The sequence below is a fragment of the Rhodopseudomonas palustris genome, from assembly GCF_013415845.1.
In the GTDB taxonomy this organism is placed as follows: Bacteria; Pseudomonadota; Alphaproteobacteria; order Rhizobiales; family Xanthobacteraceae; genus Rhodopseudomonas; species Rhodopseudomonas palustris_F.
Genome location: NZ_CP058907.1, coordinates 3,559,011 through 3,573,415, shown reverse-complemented (window position 1 = coordinate 3,573,415; position 14,405 = coordinate 3,559,011). Strand labels below are relative to the sequence as shown.

Annotated in this window: 25 protein-coding genes; all 25 read left to right on the top strand. The window is 63.6% G+C overall.

Annotated elements, in window-relative coordinates; translation table 11 throughout:
• Positions 1 to 435 precede the first annotated feature (435 nt).
• The 25 genes from rpsL (at position 436) to rplO (ending at position 14,367) form a co-directional block, all read left to right on the top strand.
• Entirely contained in the window at positions 436 to 807 is a 372-nt protein-coding gene (rpsL, locus tag HZF03_RS16380; protein WP_008969396.1) for a 30S ribosomal protein S12, read from the top strand.
• Positions 808 to 822: 15 nt separating this feature from the next.
• Positions 823 to 1,293, top strand: a complete 471-nt coding sequence (rpsG, locus tag HZF03_RS16375; protein WP_011158798.1) for a 30S ribosomal protein S7 — start codon at positions 823 to 825, stop codon at positions 1,291 to 1,293.
• 30 nt (positions 1,294 to 1,323) lie between these two features.
• A complete protein-coding gene (gene fusA / locus HZF03_RS16370) occupies positions 1,324 to 3,396 on the top strand; it encodes an elongation factor G (protein WP_011158797.1) in 2,073 nt (690 codons plus the stop codon).
• Between the two features lie 38 nt (positions 3,397 to 3,434).
• Positions 3,435 to 4,625 (top strand): elongation factor Tu, encoded by a 1,191-nt coding sequence (tuf, locus tag HZF03_RS16365; protein ID WP_011158796.1) that lies wholly within the window; start codon positions 3,435 to 3,437, stop codon positions 4,623 to 4,625.
• An 87-nt stretch (positions 4,626 to 4,712) separates the two neighbouring features.
• On the top strand, positions 4,713 to 5,021 hold the full coding sequence (gene rpsJ / locus HZF03_RS16360; RefSeq protein WP_002712302.1) for a 30S ribosomal protein S10: 309 nt from the start codon (positions 4,713 to 4,715) through the stop codon (positions 5,019 to 5,021).
• Between the two features lie 50 nt (positions 5,022 to 5,071).
• Positions 5,072 to 5,797 (top strand): 50S ribosomal protein L3, encoded by a 726-nt coding sequence (gene rplC / locus HZF03_RS16355; protein WP_011158795.1) that lies wholly within the window; start codon positions 5,072 to 5,074, stop codon positions 5,795 to 5,797.
• A 1-nt stretch (position 5,798) separates the two neighbouring features.
• Positions 5,799 to 6,419: a 50S ribosomal protein L4 gene (gene rplD / locus HZF03_RS16350; RefSeq protein WP_011158794.1), complete on the top strand. Its 621-nt coding sequence runs from the start codon at positions 5,799 to 5,801 to the stop codon at positions 6,417 to 6,419.
• Positions 6,416 to 6,715: a 50S ribosomal protein L23 gene (locus tag HZF03_RS16345; RefSeq protein WP_011158793.1), complete on the top strand. Its 300-nt coding sequence runs from the start codon at positions 6,416 to 6,418 to the stop codon at positions 6,713 to 6,715. Before rplD ends, HZF03_RS16345 begins: the two co-directional genes overlap by 4 nt.
• Before the next feature lie 13 nt (positions 6,716 to 6,728).
• Complete coding sequence (rplB, locus tag HZF03_RS16340; RefSeq protein WP_011158792.1) at positions 6,729 to 7,565, top strand: 50S ribosomal protein L2; 837 nt, start codon at positions 6,729 to 6,731, stop codon at positions 7,563 to 7,565.
• A gap of 11 nt (positions 7,566 to 7,576) precedes the next feature.
• Complete coding sequence (gene rpsS, locus HZF03_RS16335) at positions 7,577 to 7,855, top strand: 30S ribosomal protein S19 (protein WP_011158791.1); 279 nt, start codon at positions 7,577 to 7,579, stop codon at positions 7,853 to 7,855.
• Between the two features lie 10 nt (positions 7,856 to 7,865).
• A complete protein-coding gene (gene rplV / locus HZF03_RS16330; RefSeq protein ID WP_011158790.1) occupies positions 7,866 to 8,249 on the top strand; it encodes a 50S ribosomal protein L22 in 384 nt (127 codons plus the stop codon).
• A gap of 22 nt (positions 8,250 to 8,271) precedes the next feature.
• Positions 8,272 to 8,979 carry a 30S ribosomal protein S3 gene (rpsC, locus tag HZF03_RS16325; RefSeq protein ID WP_011158789.1) on the top strand — a complete coding sequence of 236 codons (708 nt, stop codon included), beginning with the start codon at positions 8,272 to 8,274 and terminating at the stop codon, positions 8,977 to 8,979.
• Positions 8,980 to 9,011: 32 nt separating this feature from the next.
• Entirely contained in the window at positions 9,012 to 9,425 is a 414-nt protein-coding gene (gene rplP, locus HZF03_RS16320; protein ID WP_011158788.1) for a 50S ribosomal protein L16, read from the top strand.
• A gap of 5 nt (positions 9,426 to 9,430) precedes the next feature.
• Positions 9,431 to 9,640 carry a 50S ribosomal protein L29 gene (gene rpmC / locus HZF03_RS16315; protein WP_011158787.1) on the top strand — a complete coding sequence of 70 codons (210 nt, stop codon included), beginning with the start codon at positions 9,431 to 9,433 and terminating at the stop codon, positions 9,638 to 9,640.
• Between the two features lie 12 nt (positions 9,641 to 9,652).
• Positions 9,653 to 9,901, top strand: a complete 249-nt coding sequence (gene rpsQ / locus HZF03_RS16310; RefSeq protein ID WP_011158786.1) for a 30S ribosomal protein S17 — start codon at positions 9,653 to 9,655, stop codon at positions 9,899 to 9,901.
• 63 nt (positions 9,902 to 9,964) lie between these two features.
• Complete coding sequence (gene rplN, locus HZF03_RS16305) at positions 9,965 to 10,333, top strand: 50S ribosomal protein L14 (protein ID WP_011158785.1); 369 nt, start codon at positions 9,965 to 9,967, stop codon at positions 10,331 to 10,333.
• Positions 10,333 to 10,647: a 50S ribosomal protein L24 gene (gene rplX, locus HZF03_RS16300; RefSeq protein WP_011158784.1), complete on the top strand. Its 315-nt coding sequence runs from the start codon at positions 10,333 to 10,335 to the stop codon at positions 10,645 to 10,647. Before rplN ends, rplX begins: the two co-directional genes overlap by 1 nt.
• The gene (rplE, locus tag HZF03_RS16295; RefSeq protein WP_011158783.1) at positions 10,640 to 11,197 is read left to right on the top strand and encodes a 50S ribosomal protein L5; all 558 of its coding nucleotides are present in this window, start codon (positions 10,640 to 10,642) and stop codon (positions 11,195 to 11,197) included. The genes rplX and rplE overlap by 8 nt, the downstream gene beginning before the upstream one ends.
• Before the next feature lie 43 nt (positions 11,198 to 11,240).
• The gene (rpsN, locus tag HZF03_RS16290; protein ID WP_012496648.1) at positions 11,241 to 11,546 is read left to right on the top strand and encodes a 30S ribosomal protein S14; all 306 of its coding nucleotides are present in this window, start codon (positions 11,241 to 11,243) and stop codon (positions 11,544 to 11,546) included.
• A gap of 15 nt (positions 11,547 to 11,561) precedes the next feature.
• Positions 11,562 to 11,960 carry a 30S ribosomal protein S8 gene (gene rpsH, locus HZF03_RS16285; RefSeq protein WP_011158781.1) on the top strand — a complete coding sequence of 133 codons (399 nt, stop codon included), beginning with the start codon at positions 11,562 to 11,564 and terminating at the stop codon, positions 11,958 to 11,960.
• A gap of 112 nt (positions 11,961 to 12,072) precedes the next feature.
• Positions 12,073 to 12,606, top strand: a complete 534-nt coding sequence (gene rplF, locus HZF03_RS16280) for a 50S ribosomal protein L6 (RefSeq protein ID WP_011158780.1) — start codon at positions 12,073 to 12,075, stop codon at positions 12,604 to 12,606.
• Positions 12,607 to 12,617: 11 nt separating this feature from the next.
• On the top strand, positions 12,618 to 12,980 hold the full coding sequence (gene rplR, locus HZF03_RS16275; RefSeq protein ID WP_119017081.1) for a 50S ribosomal protein L18: 363 nt from the start codon (positions 12,618 to 12,620) through the stop codon (positions 12,978 to 12,980).
• Between the two features lie 60 nt (positions 12,981 to 13,040).
• Positions 13,041 to 13,616, top strand: coding sequence for a 30S ribosomal protein S5 (rpsE, locus tag HZF03_RS16270; protein ID WP_011158778.1), 576 nt, complete (start codon positions 13,041 to 13,043; stop codon positions 13,614 to 13,616).
• A 58-nt stretch (positions 13,617 to 13,674) separates the two neighbouring features.
• On the top strand, positions 13,675 to 13,869 hold the full coding sequence (gene rpmD, locus HZF03_RS16265) for a 50S ribosomal protein L30 (RefSeq protein ID WP_011158777.1): 195 nt from the start codon (positions 13,675 to 13,677) through the stop codon (positions 13,867 to 13,869).
• 12 nt (positions 13,870 to 13,881) lie between these two features.
• Positions 13,882 to 14,367, top strand: a complete 486-nt coding sequence (gene rplO / locus HZF03_RS16260; RefSeq protein ID WP_119017082.1) for a 50S ribosomal protein L15 — start codon at positions 13,882 to 13,884, stop codon at positions 14,365 to 14,367.
• The last annotated feature ends 38 nt before the right edge of the window (positions 14,368 to 14,405 follow it).

Below are 14,405 nucleotides of genomic sequence, written 5' to 3'. Positions count from 1 at the left end.
TTAGGATAGGTCCGCCGATACAACCCGCCCACTTCAAGACAGGCGGTGAGCGTCGCCAACGTCGGAACGGACTACCCGGGCCGTCCTTTCAAGGACTTACGGGCACCACCCTCGATGTAAGTCGCTCAAACGCTGTCGACATAAGCCAGGCAATGCCAGGACATTTAGCGTTCTTTCGAGCTCTTTCTCGGTAAGGACGGTTTTGGAAGCATGACCTCGGTAGGAACCGGTCAGCGGAAGCTGCCCGGTCTTTGCTGCGGTCCTCTGTTGCGTGGAAGCGCTTTCCGCTCAGCGATGGGCGGCTGGCGCGATTTCGCTTTGCGTGATCGGACGAGTGGTCTGGTCGGGTAGGGCGGCCGCTGGGGCGGGTAGCTCCGAACGAATTTGCGAAACCGACTGACCGGTTTCGCGCGAAGCTTGAGGGTGAAGGCGAAGATGCCGACGATCAACCAGCTGATCGCAAATCCGCGCGTGGTGCAGAAGTCGCGCAAGAAGGTTCCGGCGCTGCAGCAATCGCCGCAGAAGCGCGGCGTGTGCACTCGCGTCTACACCACGACGCCGAAGAAGCCGAACTCGGCGCTGCGTAAGGTCGCCAAGGTGCGCCTGACCAATGGCTTCGAGGTCATCGGTTACATTCCGGGTGAGGGTCACAACCTGCAGGAGCACTCGGTGGTCATGATCCGCGGCGGCCGCGTCAAGGACTTGCCGGGCGTGCGCTACCACATCCTCCGCGGCGTCCTCGATACCCAGGGCGTCAAGAACCGTAAGCAGCGCCGTTCGAAGTACGGCGCGAAGCGTCCGAAGTAAGCGGGGAGAGCATCCATGTCCCGTCGTCACGCCGCAGAAAAGCGCGAAGTTCTTCCCGATCCGAAGTTCGGGAACATCATTGTCACCAAGTTCATGAACTCGGTGATGTACGCCGGCAAGAAGTCGGTCGCCGAAAGCATCGTCTACGGTGCGTTCGACCTGATCGAAGCCAAGACCAAGCAGCCGCCGCTCGGCGTGTTCGAGCAGGCGCTCGACAACGTGATGCCGACCATCGAGGTTCGCTCCCGCCGCGTCGGTGGTGCGACCTACCAGGTGCCGGTCGAAGTTCGTTCGACCCGTCGTCAGGCTCTCGGCATTCGTTGGCTGATCACTGCCGCCCGCGGCCGCAACGAGAAGACCATGACCGAGCGTCTGTCGGCTGAGCTGCTCGATGCGTCGAATAACCGCGGCAACGCGGTGAAGAAGCGTGAAGACGTGCACAAGATGGCGGAAGCCAACCGCGCGTTCTCGCACTATCGCTGGTAACGGCAAAGCAACGGAATCAAGGAAGACGCTATGCCCCGCGTTCACGCCATCGAGGACTACCGCAACTTCGGCATCATGGCCCACATTGATGCCGGCAAGACCACGACGACCGAGCGCATCCTGTTCTACACCGGCAAGAGCCACAAGATCGGCGAAGTGCACGAAGGTGCCGCGACGATGGACTGGATGACGCAGGAGCAGGAGCGGGGCATCACCATTACGTCGGCCGCCACGACCGCGTTCTGGAACGGCAAGCGCCTGAACATCATCGACACTCCCGGCCACGTCGACTTCACCATCGAAGTCGAGCGTTCGCTGCGCGTGCTCGACGGTGCCGTGTGCGTTCTCGACTCCAACCAGGGCGTCGAGCCGCAGACCGAGACCGTGTGGCGCCAGGGCGACAAGTACAAGGTTCCGCGCATCGTCTTCGCCAACAAGATGGACAAGACTGGCGCTGACTTCTTCAAGTGCCTGCAGGACATCGTTGACCGCCTCGGCGCCAAGCCGGTGGCGATCCAGCTGCCGATCGGTTCGGAGAACAACTTCAAGGGCGTGATCGATCTGGTCCGCATGAAGGCTGTCGTCTGGAACGACGAGTCGCTGGGTGCGAAGTTCGAGGACGCCGAGATTCCGGCCGAGCTGCTCGACCAGGCCAAGGAATATCGCGAGAAGATGATCGAAGCCGCCGTCGAGCTCGACGACGACGCGATGTCTGCGTATCTCGAAGGCAACGAGCCGGACGAGGCGACCCTCAAGCGTCTGATCCGTAAGGCGGTGCTGACCGGTGCGTTCTATCCGGTGCTGTGCGGCTCGGCGTTCAAGAACAAGGGCGTGCAGCCGCTGCTCGACGCCGTGGTCGACTACCTGCCGTCGCCGCTCGACGTTCCGGCGATCAAGGGCACCGACGACAAGGGCAACGAAGTCGTGCGCAAGGCGGACGACAAGGAGCCGCTGTCGCTGCTCGCGTTCAAGATCATGGACGACCCGTTCGTCGGCACCATCACCTTCTGCCGCATCTATTCGGGCGTTCTGCTCAGCGGCACCGGCGTGGTGAACTCGACCCGCGAGAAGAAGGAGCGCATCGGCCGCATGTTGCTGATGCACGCCAACAACCGCGAAGACATCAAGGAAGCCTATGCCGGCGACATCGTCGCGCTGGCCGGCCTGAAGGAAGCTCGCACCGGCGACACGCTGTGCGATCCCGCCAACCCGGTGATCCTCGAAAAGATGGAATTCCCGGAGCCGGTGATCGAAATCGCGATCGAGCCGAAGTCGAAGGCCGACCAGGAAAAGCTCGGCGTCGCGCTGGCGAAGCTGGCTGCCGAAGATCCGTCGTTCCGGGTGTCGACCGACCTCGAGTCCGGTCAGACCATCCTGAAGGGCATGGGCGAACTTCACCTCGACATCAAGGTCGACATCCTGAAGCGGACCTACAAGGTGGATGCCAACATCGGTGCGCCGCAGGTGGCGTTCCGTGAGCGCATCACCAAGAAGGCCGAAGTCGACTACACCCACAAGAAGCAGACTGGTGGTACCGGTCAGTTCGCGGCGGTGAGCTTTGTCGTCGAGCCGAACGAGCCGGGTGGCGGCTACGTGTTCGAGTCGAAGATCGTCGGCGGTGCGGTGCCGAAGGAGTACATCCCGGGTGTCGAAAAGGGCATCGAGAGCGTGCTGTCTTCGGGCGTGGTCGCGGGCTTCCCGGTTGTCGACGTCAAGGTGACGCTGGTTGACGGTAAGTACCACGACGTCGACTCGTCGGCGCTGGCCTTCGAAATCGCCTCTCGTGCCGCGTTCCGCGAAGCGCTGCAGAAGGGCAAGTCGGTTCTTCTCGAGCCGATCATGAAGGTCGAAGTGGTGACCCCGGAAGACTACACCGGCTCGGTCATCGGCGACCTCAACTCGCGGCGTGGCCAGATCCAGGGTCAGGACATGCGCGGCAATGCCAACGTGATCAACGCGATGGTGCCGCTGATGAACATGTTCGGCTACGTCAACAACCTGCGCTCGATGAGCCAGGGCCGGGCGAACTTCACCATGCAGTTCGACCACTACGCGGAAGCGCCGGCCAACGTGTCGGCTGAAGTCCAGAAGAAGTTTGCCTGATTGTCGCAGGTGTAAGCCGCGACTGAACGGAGAGAGCAATGGCCAAAGCAAAGTTTGAACGTACGAAGCCGCATTGCAACATCGGGACGATCGGTCACGTCGACCACGGCAAGACGTCGCTGACGGCGGCGATCACCAAGGTTCTGGCGGAGACGGGCGGTGCGACGTTCACGGCCTATGACCAGATCGACAAGGCGCCTGAAGAGAAGGCGCGCGGCATCACGATTTCGACCGCGCACGTCGAGTACGAGACGCAGAACCGTCACTACGCGCACGTCGACTGCCCGGGCCACGCCGACTACGTGAAGAACATGATCACCGGTGCGGCGCAGATGGACGGCGCGATCCTGGTGGTGTCGGCGGCCGACGGCCCGATGCCGCAGACCCGCGAGCACATCCTGCTGGCCCGTCAGGTCGGCGTGCCGGCGCTGGTCGTGTTCCTGAACAAGTGCGACATGGTCGACGATCCGGAACTGCTCGAGCTGGTCGAGATGGAAGTGCGCGAGCTGCTGTCGAAGTACGACTTCCCGGGCGACGACATTCCGATCGTCAAGGGTTCGGCGCTGGCGGCGCTGGAGAACTCGGACGCCAAGCTCGGTCACGACGCGATCCTGGAGCTGATGCGCCAGGTCGACGCCTACATCCCGCAGCCGGAGCGTCCGATCGACCAGCCGTTCCTGATGCCGGTGGAAGACGTGTTCTCGATCTCGGGCCGCGGCACCGTGGTGACCGGTCGTGTCGAGCGCGGCATTCTCAAGGTCGGCGACGAAATCGAGATCGTCGGCATCCGCGACACGCAGAAGACCACCTGCACCGGCGTCGAAATGTTCCGCAAGCTGCTCGATCAGGGCCAGGCGGGCGACAACATCGGCGCGCTGCTGCGCGGCACCAAGCGTGAGGACGTCGAGCGTGGCCAGGTGCTGTGCAAGCCGGGTTCGGTGAAGCCGCACACCAAGTTCAAGGCCGAAGCCTACATCCTGACCAAGGAAGAGGGCGGCCGCCACACCCCGTTCTTCACCAACTACCGTCCGCAGTTCTACTTCCGCACCACCGACGTGACCGGTGTTGTGCACTTGCCGGAAGGCACCGAGATGGTGATGCCGGGCGACAACATCGCGATGGAAGTGCACCTGATCGTGCCGATCGCGATGGAAGAAAAGCTGCGCTTCGCCATCCGCGAAGGCGGCCGCACGGTGGGCGCCGGCGTCGTCGCCGCGATCATCGAGTAAGCGGGGAATAGCGAATAGAGGGCGGCGGACGGTGTCCGTCCGCTGCTCACTACTCACCATTCGCGACACGAAAGAAAGAATACGGCAATGAACGGCCAGAATATTCGCATTCGCCTCAAGGCGTTCGACCATCGGATTCTCGATACGTCGACCCGTGAGATCGTCAACACCGCGAAGCGAACCGGTGCGCAGGTGCGTGGGCCGATCCCGCTGCCGACCCGGATCGAGAAGTTCACCGTCAACCGTTCGCCGCACGTCGACAAGAAGAGCCGCGAGCAGTTCGAGATGCGCACTCACAAGCGCCTGCTCGACATCGTCGACCCGACCCCGCAGACCGTCGATGCTCTGATGAAGCTCGACCTGGCCGCCGGCGTCGACGTCGAAATCAAGCTCTGAGATTGTAACGTCCGGTTATCGAACGGACAGAAAGAACAGGAAGCACGCCGATGCGCTCCGGAGTGATCGCACAGAAGGTCGGGATGACGCGGGTCTTTACAGAGGCCGGCGAGCATATCCCTGTGACCGTGCTGAAGCTTGGCAATTGCCAGGTGTTGGGCCACCGCACCAAAGAGAAGAACGGCTACGTGGCGCTGCAGGTCGGCTCCGGCTCGCGCAAGACGGTTTATATGCCGAAGGCCGAGCGCGGTCAGTTTGCCGCCGCCAAGGTCGAGCCGAAGCGTAAGGTCGAGGAGTTCCGCGTTTCTGAGGATGCGCTGCTCCCGGTCGGCGCCGAGATCCAGGCCGATCACTTCGTCGTCGGCCAGTTCGTCGACGTCACCGGCACTTCGACCGGTAAGGGCTTCGCCGGCGGTATGAAGCGCTGGAACTTCGGCGGTCTGCGCGCCACGCACGGCGTGTCGGTGTCGCACCGCTCGATCGGTTCGACCGGTGGTCGTCAGGACCCCGGCAAGACCTTCAAGAACAAGAAGATGCCGGGCCACATGGGCGTCGATCGCGTCACCACGCTGAACCTGCGGGTGGTGCAGACCGACGTCGAGCGCGGGCTGATCCTGGTCGAGGGCGCGGTGCCCGGCACCAAGGGGGGCTGGATCCGCGTGCGTGACGCGGTGAAGAAGGCGCTGCCGGCGGATGCGCCGAAGCCGGGCAAGTTCCGGCTCGCCAATGGCGATGCGGCTGCGGAAGCGCCGGCTGCCGAGCAGGAAGGTGCGTGAGATGGAACTGAAAGTCACCACCCTCGAGGGTAAGGAAGCCGGTTCGGTCCAGCTCTCCGACGAGATCTTCGGTCTGGAGCCGCGCTCTGACATCATTCAGCGTTGTGTGATCTGGCAGCTCGCCAAGCGGCAGGCCGGCACCCACAAGGCCAAGGGCCGCGCTGAAGTTTGGCGCACCGGCAAGAAGATGTACAAGCAGAAGGGCACCGGTGGTGCTCGTCACGGTTCTCAGCGGGTTCCGCAGTTCCGTGGCGGCGGTCGCGCCTTCGGCCCGGTGGTGCGTTCGCACGCCATCGACCTCCCGAAGAAGGTGCGTGTCCTGGCGCTGCGTCATGCGCTCTCGGCCAAGGCCAAGGGCGGCGGTCTGATCGTGCTCGACAAGGCCGAGCTCGAAGCCGCCAAGACCAAGACGCTGGTCGGTCACTTCTCGGGCCTCGGCCTCGAGAGCGCGCTGATCATCGACGGTGCCGAGGTGAACAACGGTTTCGCCGCGGCGGCCCGCAACATCCCGAACATCGACGTGCTGCCGGTTCAGGGCATCAACGTCTATGACATTCTGCGCCGCAAGAAGCTGGTGCTGACCAAGGCGGCGGTCGATGCGTTGGAGGCGCGCTTCAAATGAAATCCATCGATCCGCGCCATTACGACGTGATCGTTGCGCCGGTCGTGACTGAAAAGTCCACGATGGCGTCCGAACACAACAAGGTCGTGTTCAAGGTGCAGGGCGGCGCGACCAAGCCGCAAATCAAAGAAGCCGTCGAAAAGCTGTTCGACGTCAAGGTGAAGAGCGTGAACACGCTGGTGCGCAAGGGCAAGACCAAGGCCTTCCGCGGCACCTTCGGCACGCAGTCGGACGTCAAGCGTGCGGTCGTGACCTTGGAAGAAGGCCACCGCATCGACGTCACCACCGGACTGTGAGGCGGGACCGACCATGGCATTGAAGACCTTTAATCCCACGACGCCGGGCCAGCGCCAGCTGGTGATGGTTGATCGTTCGGCGCTGTACAAGGGCAAGCCGGTCAAGCGGCTGACCGAGGGCAAAAACTCGAACGGCGGTCGTAACAACACCGGCCGTATCACCGTTCGGTTCCGCGGCGGCGGTCACAAGCAGGCTTATCGTCTGGTCGATTTCAAGCGTACCAAGGTCGACGTTCCGGCCAAGGTCGAGCGCCTGGAGTACGATCCGAACCGCACCGCCTTCATCGCGCTGATCAAGTACGAAGACGGCGAGCAGGCCTACATCCTGGCGCCGCAGCGCCTGGCGGTCGGCGACACCGTGATCGCGGGCGCCTATGTCGACGTGAAGCCGGGCAACGTGATGCCGCTGGGCAACATGCCGATCGGCACCATCGTGCACAACGTCGAGCTGAAGATCGGCAAGGGCGGTCAGCTGGCCCGTTCGGCCGGCACCTACGCTCAGATCGTCGGCCGCGACCACGACTACGTGATCCTGCGCATGAACTCGGGCGAGCAGCGCCTGATTCACGGTCGCTGCATCGCGGCGATCGGTGCGGTGTCGAACCCGGACCACATGAACATCTCGATCGGCAAGGCCGGTCGCAAGCGCTGGCTCGGCCGTCGCCCGCACAACCGCGGCGTCGTCATGAACCCGATCGACCACCCGCACGGCGGCGGTGAAGGCCGCACCTCGGGCGGCCGTCACCCGGTCACCCCGTGGGGCAAGCCGACCAAGGGTAAGAAGACCCGTTCGAACAAGTCGACCGACAAGTTCATCCTCATCAGCCGCCACAAGCGGAAGAAGAAGTAAGGAAGCCGGACATGGTTCGCTCAGTCTGGAAGGGCCCGTTCGTCGAGGCCTCGCTGCTGAAGAAGGCCGATGCCGCGCGCGCGTCGGGCCGTCACGACGTGATCAAGATCTGGAGCCGTCGCTCGACCATCCTGCCGCAGTTTGTCGGCCTGACCTTCGGCGTCTACAACGGCCAGAAGCACGTCCCGGTGTCGGTGAACGAGGAAATGGTGGGTCACAAGTTCGGCGAGTTCTCGCCGACCCGCACTTTCCACGGCCACGCCGGCGACAAGAAGTCGAAGAAGGGTTGAGGACGAGACGATGAGCAAACCCAAGCGCGAACGTAGCCTGCCTGATAACGAGGCGAAGGCTGTCGCCAGGATGCTTCGCGTCTCTCCGCAGAAGCTCAACCTGGTCGCCCAACTGATCCGTGGCCGCAAGGCCTCGGCGGCTCTCGCCGACCTCGCGTTCTCGCGCAAGCGGATCGCGGTCGACGTCAAGAAGTGCCTGGAATCGGCGATCGCCAACGCCGAGAACAATCACGACCTCGACGTCGATGCGCTGGTCGTCTCCGAGGCCCATGTCGGCAAGGGCATCGTGATGAAGCGTTTCACCCCTCGCGGCCGTGGTCGCTCGGGCCGTATTTTCAAACCCTTCGCGCAGCTGACGATCGTCGTTCGTCAGGTCGAAGAAGCAAGCGCTTAAGCGAAGGCGCGGGAGACTTTCGATGGGTCAAAAGATCAATCCGATCGGGCTGCGGCTGGGTATCAACCGGACGTGGGATTCCCGTTGGTTCGCCGGCAAGAACGAGTACGGCAAGCTGCTGCACGAGGACGTCAAGATCCGCGAGATCCTGCACAAGGAACTGAAGCAGGCGGCGGTCGCGCGTATCGTGATCGAGCGCCCGCACAAGAAGTGCCGCGTGACGATCCACTCGGCGCGTCCCGGTGTCGTGATCGGCAAGAAGGGCGCCGACATCGACAAGCTGCGTAAGAAGGTCGCCGACATCACGTCGTCGGACGTGGTGATCAACATCGTCGAAATCCGCAAGCCCGAGCTCGACGCGACCCTGGTCGCCGAGTCGATCGCGCAGCAGCTGGAGCGCCGCGTTGCGTTCCGCCGCGCGATGAAGCGGGCGGTGCAGTCGGCGATGCGTCTCGGCGCCGAAGGCATCCGCATCAACTGCTCGGGCCGCCTCGGTGGCGCCGAAATCGCCCGCATGGAGTGGTACCGCGAAGGCCGCGTGCCGCTGCACACCCTGCGCGCCGACATCGACTACGGCGTCGCGACCGCGTTCACGACCTTCGGCACCTGCGGCGTCAAGGTTTGGATCTTCAAGGGCGAGATCCTCGAGCACGATCCGATGGCCCAGGACAAGCGCATGGCCGAAGGCGATGGTGGCGGTTCGTCCCGTCCGCGCCGCGACGCCGCCTGATCGCGCAGATTTCGAATTGAGGGCGTAAAGCCATGATGCAACCAAAGAGAACCAAGTTCCGTAAGGCGCACAAGGGCCGCATTCACGGCGTTGCGTCCTCGGGCGCGACCCTGGCTTTCGGCCAGTTCGGCCTGAAGGCGATGGAGCCGGAGCGGATCACCGCGCGTCAGATCGAAGCCGCCCGTCGTGCGCTGACCCGTCACATGAAGCGCGCCGGCCGTGTCTGGATCCGCGTGTTCCCCGATCTTCCGGTGTCGAAGAAGCCGGCCGAAGTCCGCATGGGCTCCGGCAAGGGTTCGCCGGAATTGTGGGTGGCGCGCGTCAAGCCGGGCCGGGTGATGTTCGAGATCGACGGCGTCAACCAGCAGATCGCTCGTGAGGCGCTGACCCTGGCCGCCGCCAAGCTGCCGATCAAGACGCGCTTCGTCGCGCGTATCGCGGAGTAATCCTCATGGCTGAGATGAAGACCGCCGACATCCGTGCGATGAGCGAAGACCAGATGGACGACGCGATTCTGTCGCTCAAGAAGGAACGCTTTAACCTGCGCTTCCAGCGCGCCACTGGTCAGCTCGAGAACACCTCTCGGCTGCGCGAGGCTCGCCGCGACATCGCTCGCATCAAGACCATCGCCGCGCAGAAGCGCGCCGGCAAGACGAAGTAAGGACCTTTAGACATGCCGAAGAGGACCCTGCAGGGCGTGGTCGTCAGCGACAAGCAAGCAAAGACGATCGTGGTGCGCGTCGACCGCCGCTTCACTCACCCGATCTACAAGAAGACCATCCGGCGCTCGAAGAACTACCACGCGCACGACGAGAACAACCAGTTCAAGCCGGGCGACATGGTGTGGATTGAAGAGAGCAAGCCGATCTCCAAGTTGAAGCGCTGGACCGTCGTCCGGGGCGAACCGAAGAAGACCGCCTAAGCGCGCATTTGCGCATCAGTTTAGCGCGCGAATAGCGCAGCAGAGAGAGGACGAGGTGCATCAATGATTCAGATGCAGACCAACCTCGACGTGGCCGACAATTCAGGCGCACGCCGTGTGATGTGCATCAAGGTGATTGGGGGATCCAAGCGCCGGTATGCGACCGTGGGTGACGTCATTGTGGTCTCGATCAAGGAAGCGATTCCGCGGGGCAAGGTGAAGAAGGGTGACGTGATGAAGGCCGTGGTGGTCCGTGTCCGCAAGGACATCCGCCGCGCTGACGGCTCCGTCATTCGCTTCGACCGCAACGCCGCCGTTCTGATCAACAATCAGTCCGAGCCGATTGGCACCCGTATCTTTGGGCCGGTGCCGCGCGAGCTGCGTGCGAAGAACCACATGAAGATCATTTCGCTGGCGCCGGAGGTGCTGTGATGGCCGCCAAGATCCGTAAGGGTGACAAGGTGATCGTGCTGAGCGGTCGCGACAAGGGCCGCACCGGCGAGGTGTTCGAGGTCCGTCCGGACGCCGGCAAGGCGCTGGTTCGCGGCATCAACGTGGTCAAGCGTCACCAGAAGCAGACGCAGACCCAGGAAGGCGGCATCATCTCGAAAGAGGCGCCGATCGACCTGTCGAACATCGCGATCGTCGGCAAGGACGGCAAGCCGACCCGCGTCGGATTCAAGATTCTCGCGGACGGCAAGAAGGTCCGCGTTGCCAAGCGTTCGGGAGCAGAGATCGATGGCTGAGACCGCTTACGTTCCGCGGCTGCGCACGGAATACGACCGCCACATCCGCACCCAGCTGACTGAGAAGTTCGGCTACGCCAACGTCATGCAGGTTCCGAAGCTCGACAAGGTCGTGCTGAACATGGGCGTGGGCGAGGCTGTGAACGACCGCAAGAAGGCCGAGCAGGCGGCGGCGGATCTGTCGCTGATCGCCGGTCAGAAGGCCGTCATCACCTATTCGCGCGTCGCGATTTCGACCTTCAAGCTGCGCGAGAACCAGCCGATCGGCTGCAAGGTGACGCTGCGCCAGGCGCGGATGTACGAGTTCATCGACCGCCTGATCACGGTCGCGCTGCCGCGCGTCCGCGACTTCCGCGGCCTGAACCCGAAGAGCTTCGACGGCCGCGGCAACTACTCGCTCGGCATCAAGGAGCACATCATTTTCCCCGAAATCGACTTCGACAAGACCGGCGAGTCGTGGGGCATGGACATCACGGTGTGCACCACCGCGCGGACCGACGACGAGGCGCGTGCGCTACTCACCGCTTTCAATTTCCCGTTCCGGCAGTGAGACGCTGAAAAGCCTCTCAAACGCGGAAACCCAGGAGCCTGATATGGCAAAGAAGAGTGCGATCGAGAAGAACAACCGCCGGAAGAAGATGACCAAGAACGCTGCGCCGAAGCGCGCGCGTCTGAAGGCCATCATCGCCGACAAGTCAAAGCCGATGGAAGAGCGCTTCGCGGCGACGCTGAAGCTCGCCGAGATGCCGCGTAATTCGTCGGCGACTCGGATCCGCAACCGCTGCGACCTCACCGGCCGTCCGCGTTCGGTCTATCGTCTCAACAAGCTGAGCCGTATCGCGATCCGCGATCTCGGTTCGCGCGGCCTGGTTCCGGGCCTCGTGAAGTCGAGCTGGTAAGGGGAGGGTCGTCAGATGTCTACGCACGATCCGATCAGCGATCTCATCACCCGCATCCGCAACGCGCAGATGCGCTCCAAGTCCAAGGTTTCGACCCCGGGCTCCAAGATGCGCGCCAACGTTCTCGACGTGCTGAAGGCCGAGGGCTACATCCGCGGCTACGCCACCGTCGAGCATCCGTCGGGCCGCAGCGAGCTCGAGATCGAGCTGAAGTATTTCGACGGCGAACCGGTGATCCGCGAGATCGAGCGCGTGTCGCGCCCGGGCCGCCGGGTCTATGCCTCGGTGAAGAACTTGCCGCGCGTCAACAACGGCCTCGGCATTTCGGTGCTGTCGACCCCGAAGGGGATCATGGCCGATCACGACGCCCGCGACGCCAATGTCGGCGGCGAGGTTCTGTTCACGGTGTTCTAATCGAAAGCGCGAACGGCCGGACAGTCCGGCCCGGGCGCGCGAAAGAGCGGAAATTGTCGCATCGTCCCGGGCGTGAATTCGCCGGAGGATGCAGGGTTAAGAAGGATCGACCATGTCACGCGTTGGCAAGAAGCCCGTCACGGTCCCGTCTGGGGTGACGGCGACCGTCGAGGGACAGACCGTCAAGATGAAGGGGCCGAAGGGCCAGCTTCAGTTCGTCGTGCACGACGACGTCGACGTGAAGTTCGAGGACGGTGCGGTCAAGGTGGCGCCGCGGCACGAGACCAATCGTGCCCGTGCGCTGTACGGGACGGCTCGCGCTCAGATCGCGAATCTGGTGGAAGGCGTCACCAAGGGCTTTGAGAAAAAGCTCGAGATCACCGGCGTCGGCTATCGCGCGGCGATGCAGGGCAAGAAGCTGCAGCTCGCGCTCGGCTACAGCCACGACGTGCTGTACGACATCCCGGAAGGCATCACCATCACGGTGCCGAAGCCGACCGAGATCAATGTCGTCGGCATCGACCCTCAGAAGGTCGGCCAGGTCGCCGCTGAGATCCGCGACTACCGTCCGCCGGAGCCGTATAAGGGTAAGGGCGTGCGTTACGCCGACGAATTCATCTTCCGCAAGGAAGGCAAGAAGAAGTAACGGAGCCGGTCATGTCGAAGATGAAGGTTACGAATGCCCGGCGCACCAACCGGGTCCGGACTGCGCTGCGGCGCACCGCCAACGGCCGCCCGCGGCTGTCGGTGTTTCGCTCGTCCAAGCACATCTATGCCCAGGTGATCGACGACGCCAAGGGCGAGACGCTCGCTTCGGCCTCGTCGCTGGAGAAGACGATGCGCGACGCCGGCAACACCGGCGCGAACATCGACGCCGCCAAGGCCGTCGGCAAGCTGGTTGCCGAGCGTGCGGTGGAGAAGGGCGTCAAGGAAGTCGTGTTCGACCGCGGCGGCTATCTGTATCACGGGCGCGTCAAGGCGCTGGCAGATGCGGCCCGCGAGAGCGGCCTGAGCTTCTAAATTTCGGTTTGAACGGATACCAGGATCGGGGCGCGAGCCTCGCAAGGATTGGAACACACCATGGCAGCTGAACGCGAACGCGGCGGACGCGAACGGAGCAGGGAGCGCGAGGAGCGCGACAGCGAGTTCGTCGACAAGCTCGTCCACATCAACCGTGTGGCGAAGGTGGTGAAGGGCGGCAAGCGCTTCGGCTTCGCTGCGCTGGTCGTGGTCGGCGATCAGAAGGGCCGGGTCGGCTTCGGCCACGGCAAGGCGCGCGAAGTTCCGGAAGCGATCCGCAAGGCCACCGAGTCGGCGAAGCGCAACTTGACCCGCGTCGCGTTGCGCGAGGGCCGCACCCTGCATCACGACATCGCCGGCCGTCACGGCGCTGGCCGCGTCTATCTCCGCGCCGCCCCGGCCGGTACCGGCATCATCGCCGGCGGTCCGATGCGTGCGGTGTTCGAGACCCTCGGCATCGCCGACGTGGTCGCTAAGTCGGTCGGTTCGTCGAACCCGTACAACATGGTTCGCGCCACGTTCGACGCGCTGAAGCATCTCGACTCGCCGCGTTCGGTCGCCGCGCGCCGTAACATCAAGGTTTCCACTCTGCAGGCCCGCCGCGTCGGCGGCGATGCTGAAGTGGTGGCCGAATAACAGCGTGATCGAGGGCGATCACGCGGTCTTCTGACAAGACGCGATCGGAGTGAACGAGATGGCCAAGGCCGCAAACATGATCAAGGTCGAGCAGATCGGCAGCCCGATTCGGCGCCATCACTCGCAGCGCGAGACGCTGATCGGCCTGAAGCTGAACAAGATCGGCCGCGTCGCCGAACTGCAGGATACGCCTGAAGTTCGCGGCATGATCGGCAAGGTGCAACACCTCGTCCGCGTCGTCGACGAGAAGTAAGGAGACAGGGCGATGAAGCTCAGCGAGATCGCCGACAACGTCGGTTCGCGCAAGAAGCGCATGCGGATCGGCCGCGGCATCGGTTCGGGCAAGGGCAAGACCGGCGGCCGTGGCGGCAAGGGCCAGACCGCGCGTTCGGGCGTGCGCATCAAGGGCTTCGAGGGCGGTCAGATGCCGCTGCATCGTCGCCTGCCGAAGCGTGGCTTCAACAACATCTTCGCGCTCGAATTCGCCGAAGTGAATCTCGACCGCCTCCAGGAGGCCGTCGACTCCAAGGCGATCGACGCCGGCAAGGTGGTCGACGCCGCGGCGCTGGTCGATGCGGGCGTTCTGCGCCGCGCCAAGGACGGCGTCCGTCTGCTCGGCCGCGGTGAGCTCACCGCGAAGCTGAACATCGAAGTGCACGGTGCGACCAAGTCGGCGATCGCCGCGGTCGAAAAGGCCGGCGGTTCGGTGAAGATCCTCGCCCCGAAGGCGGAAGAAGGCGAGGCGGCGTAATATCCCCGTCAGCGCCCGCTGTTATAGCGGGCGCCCGG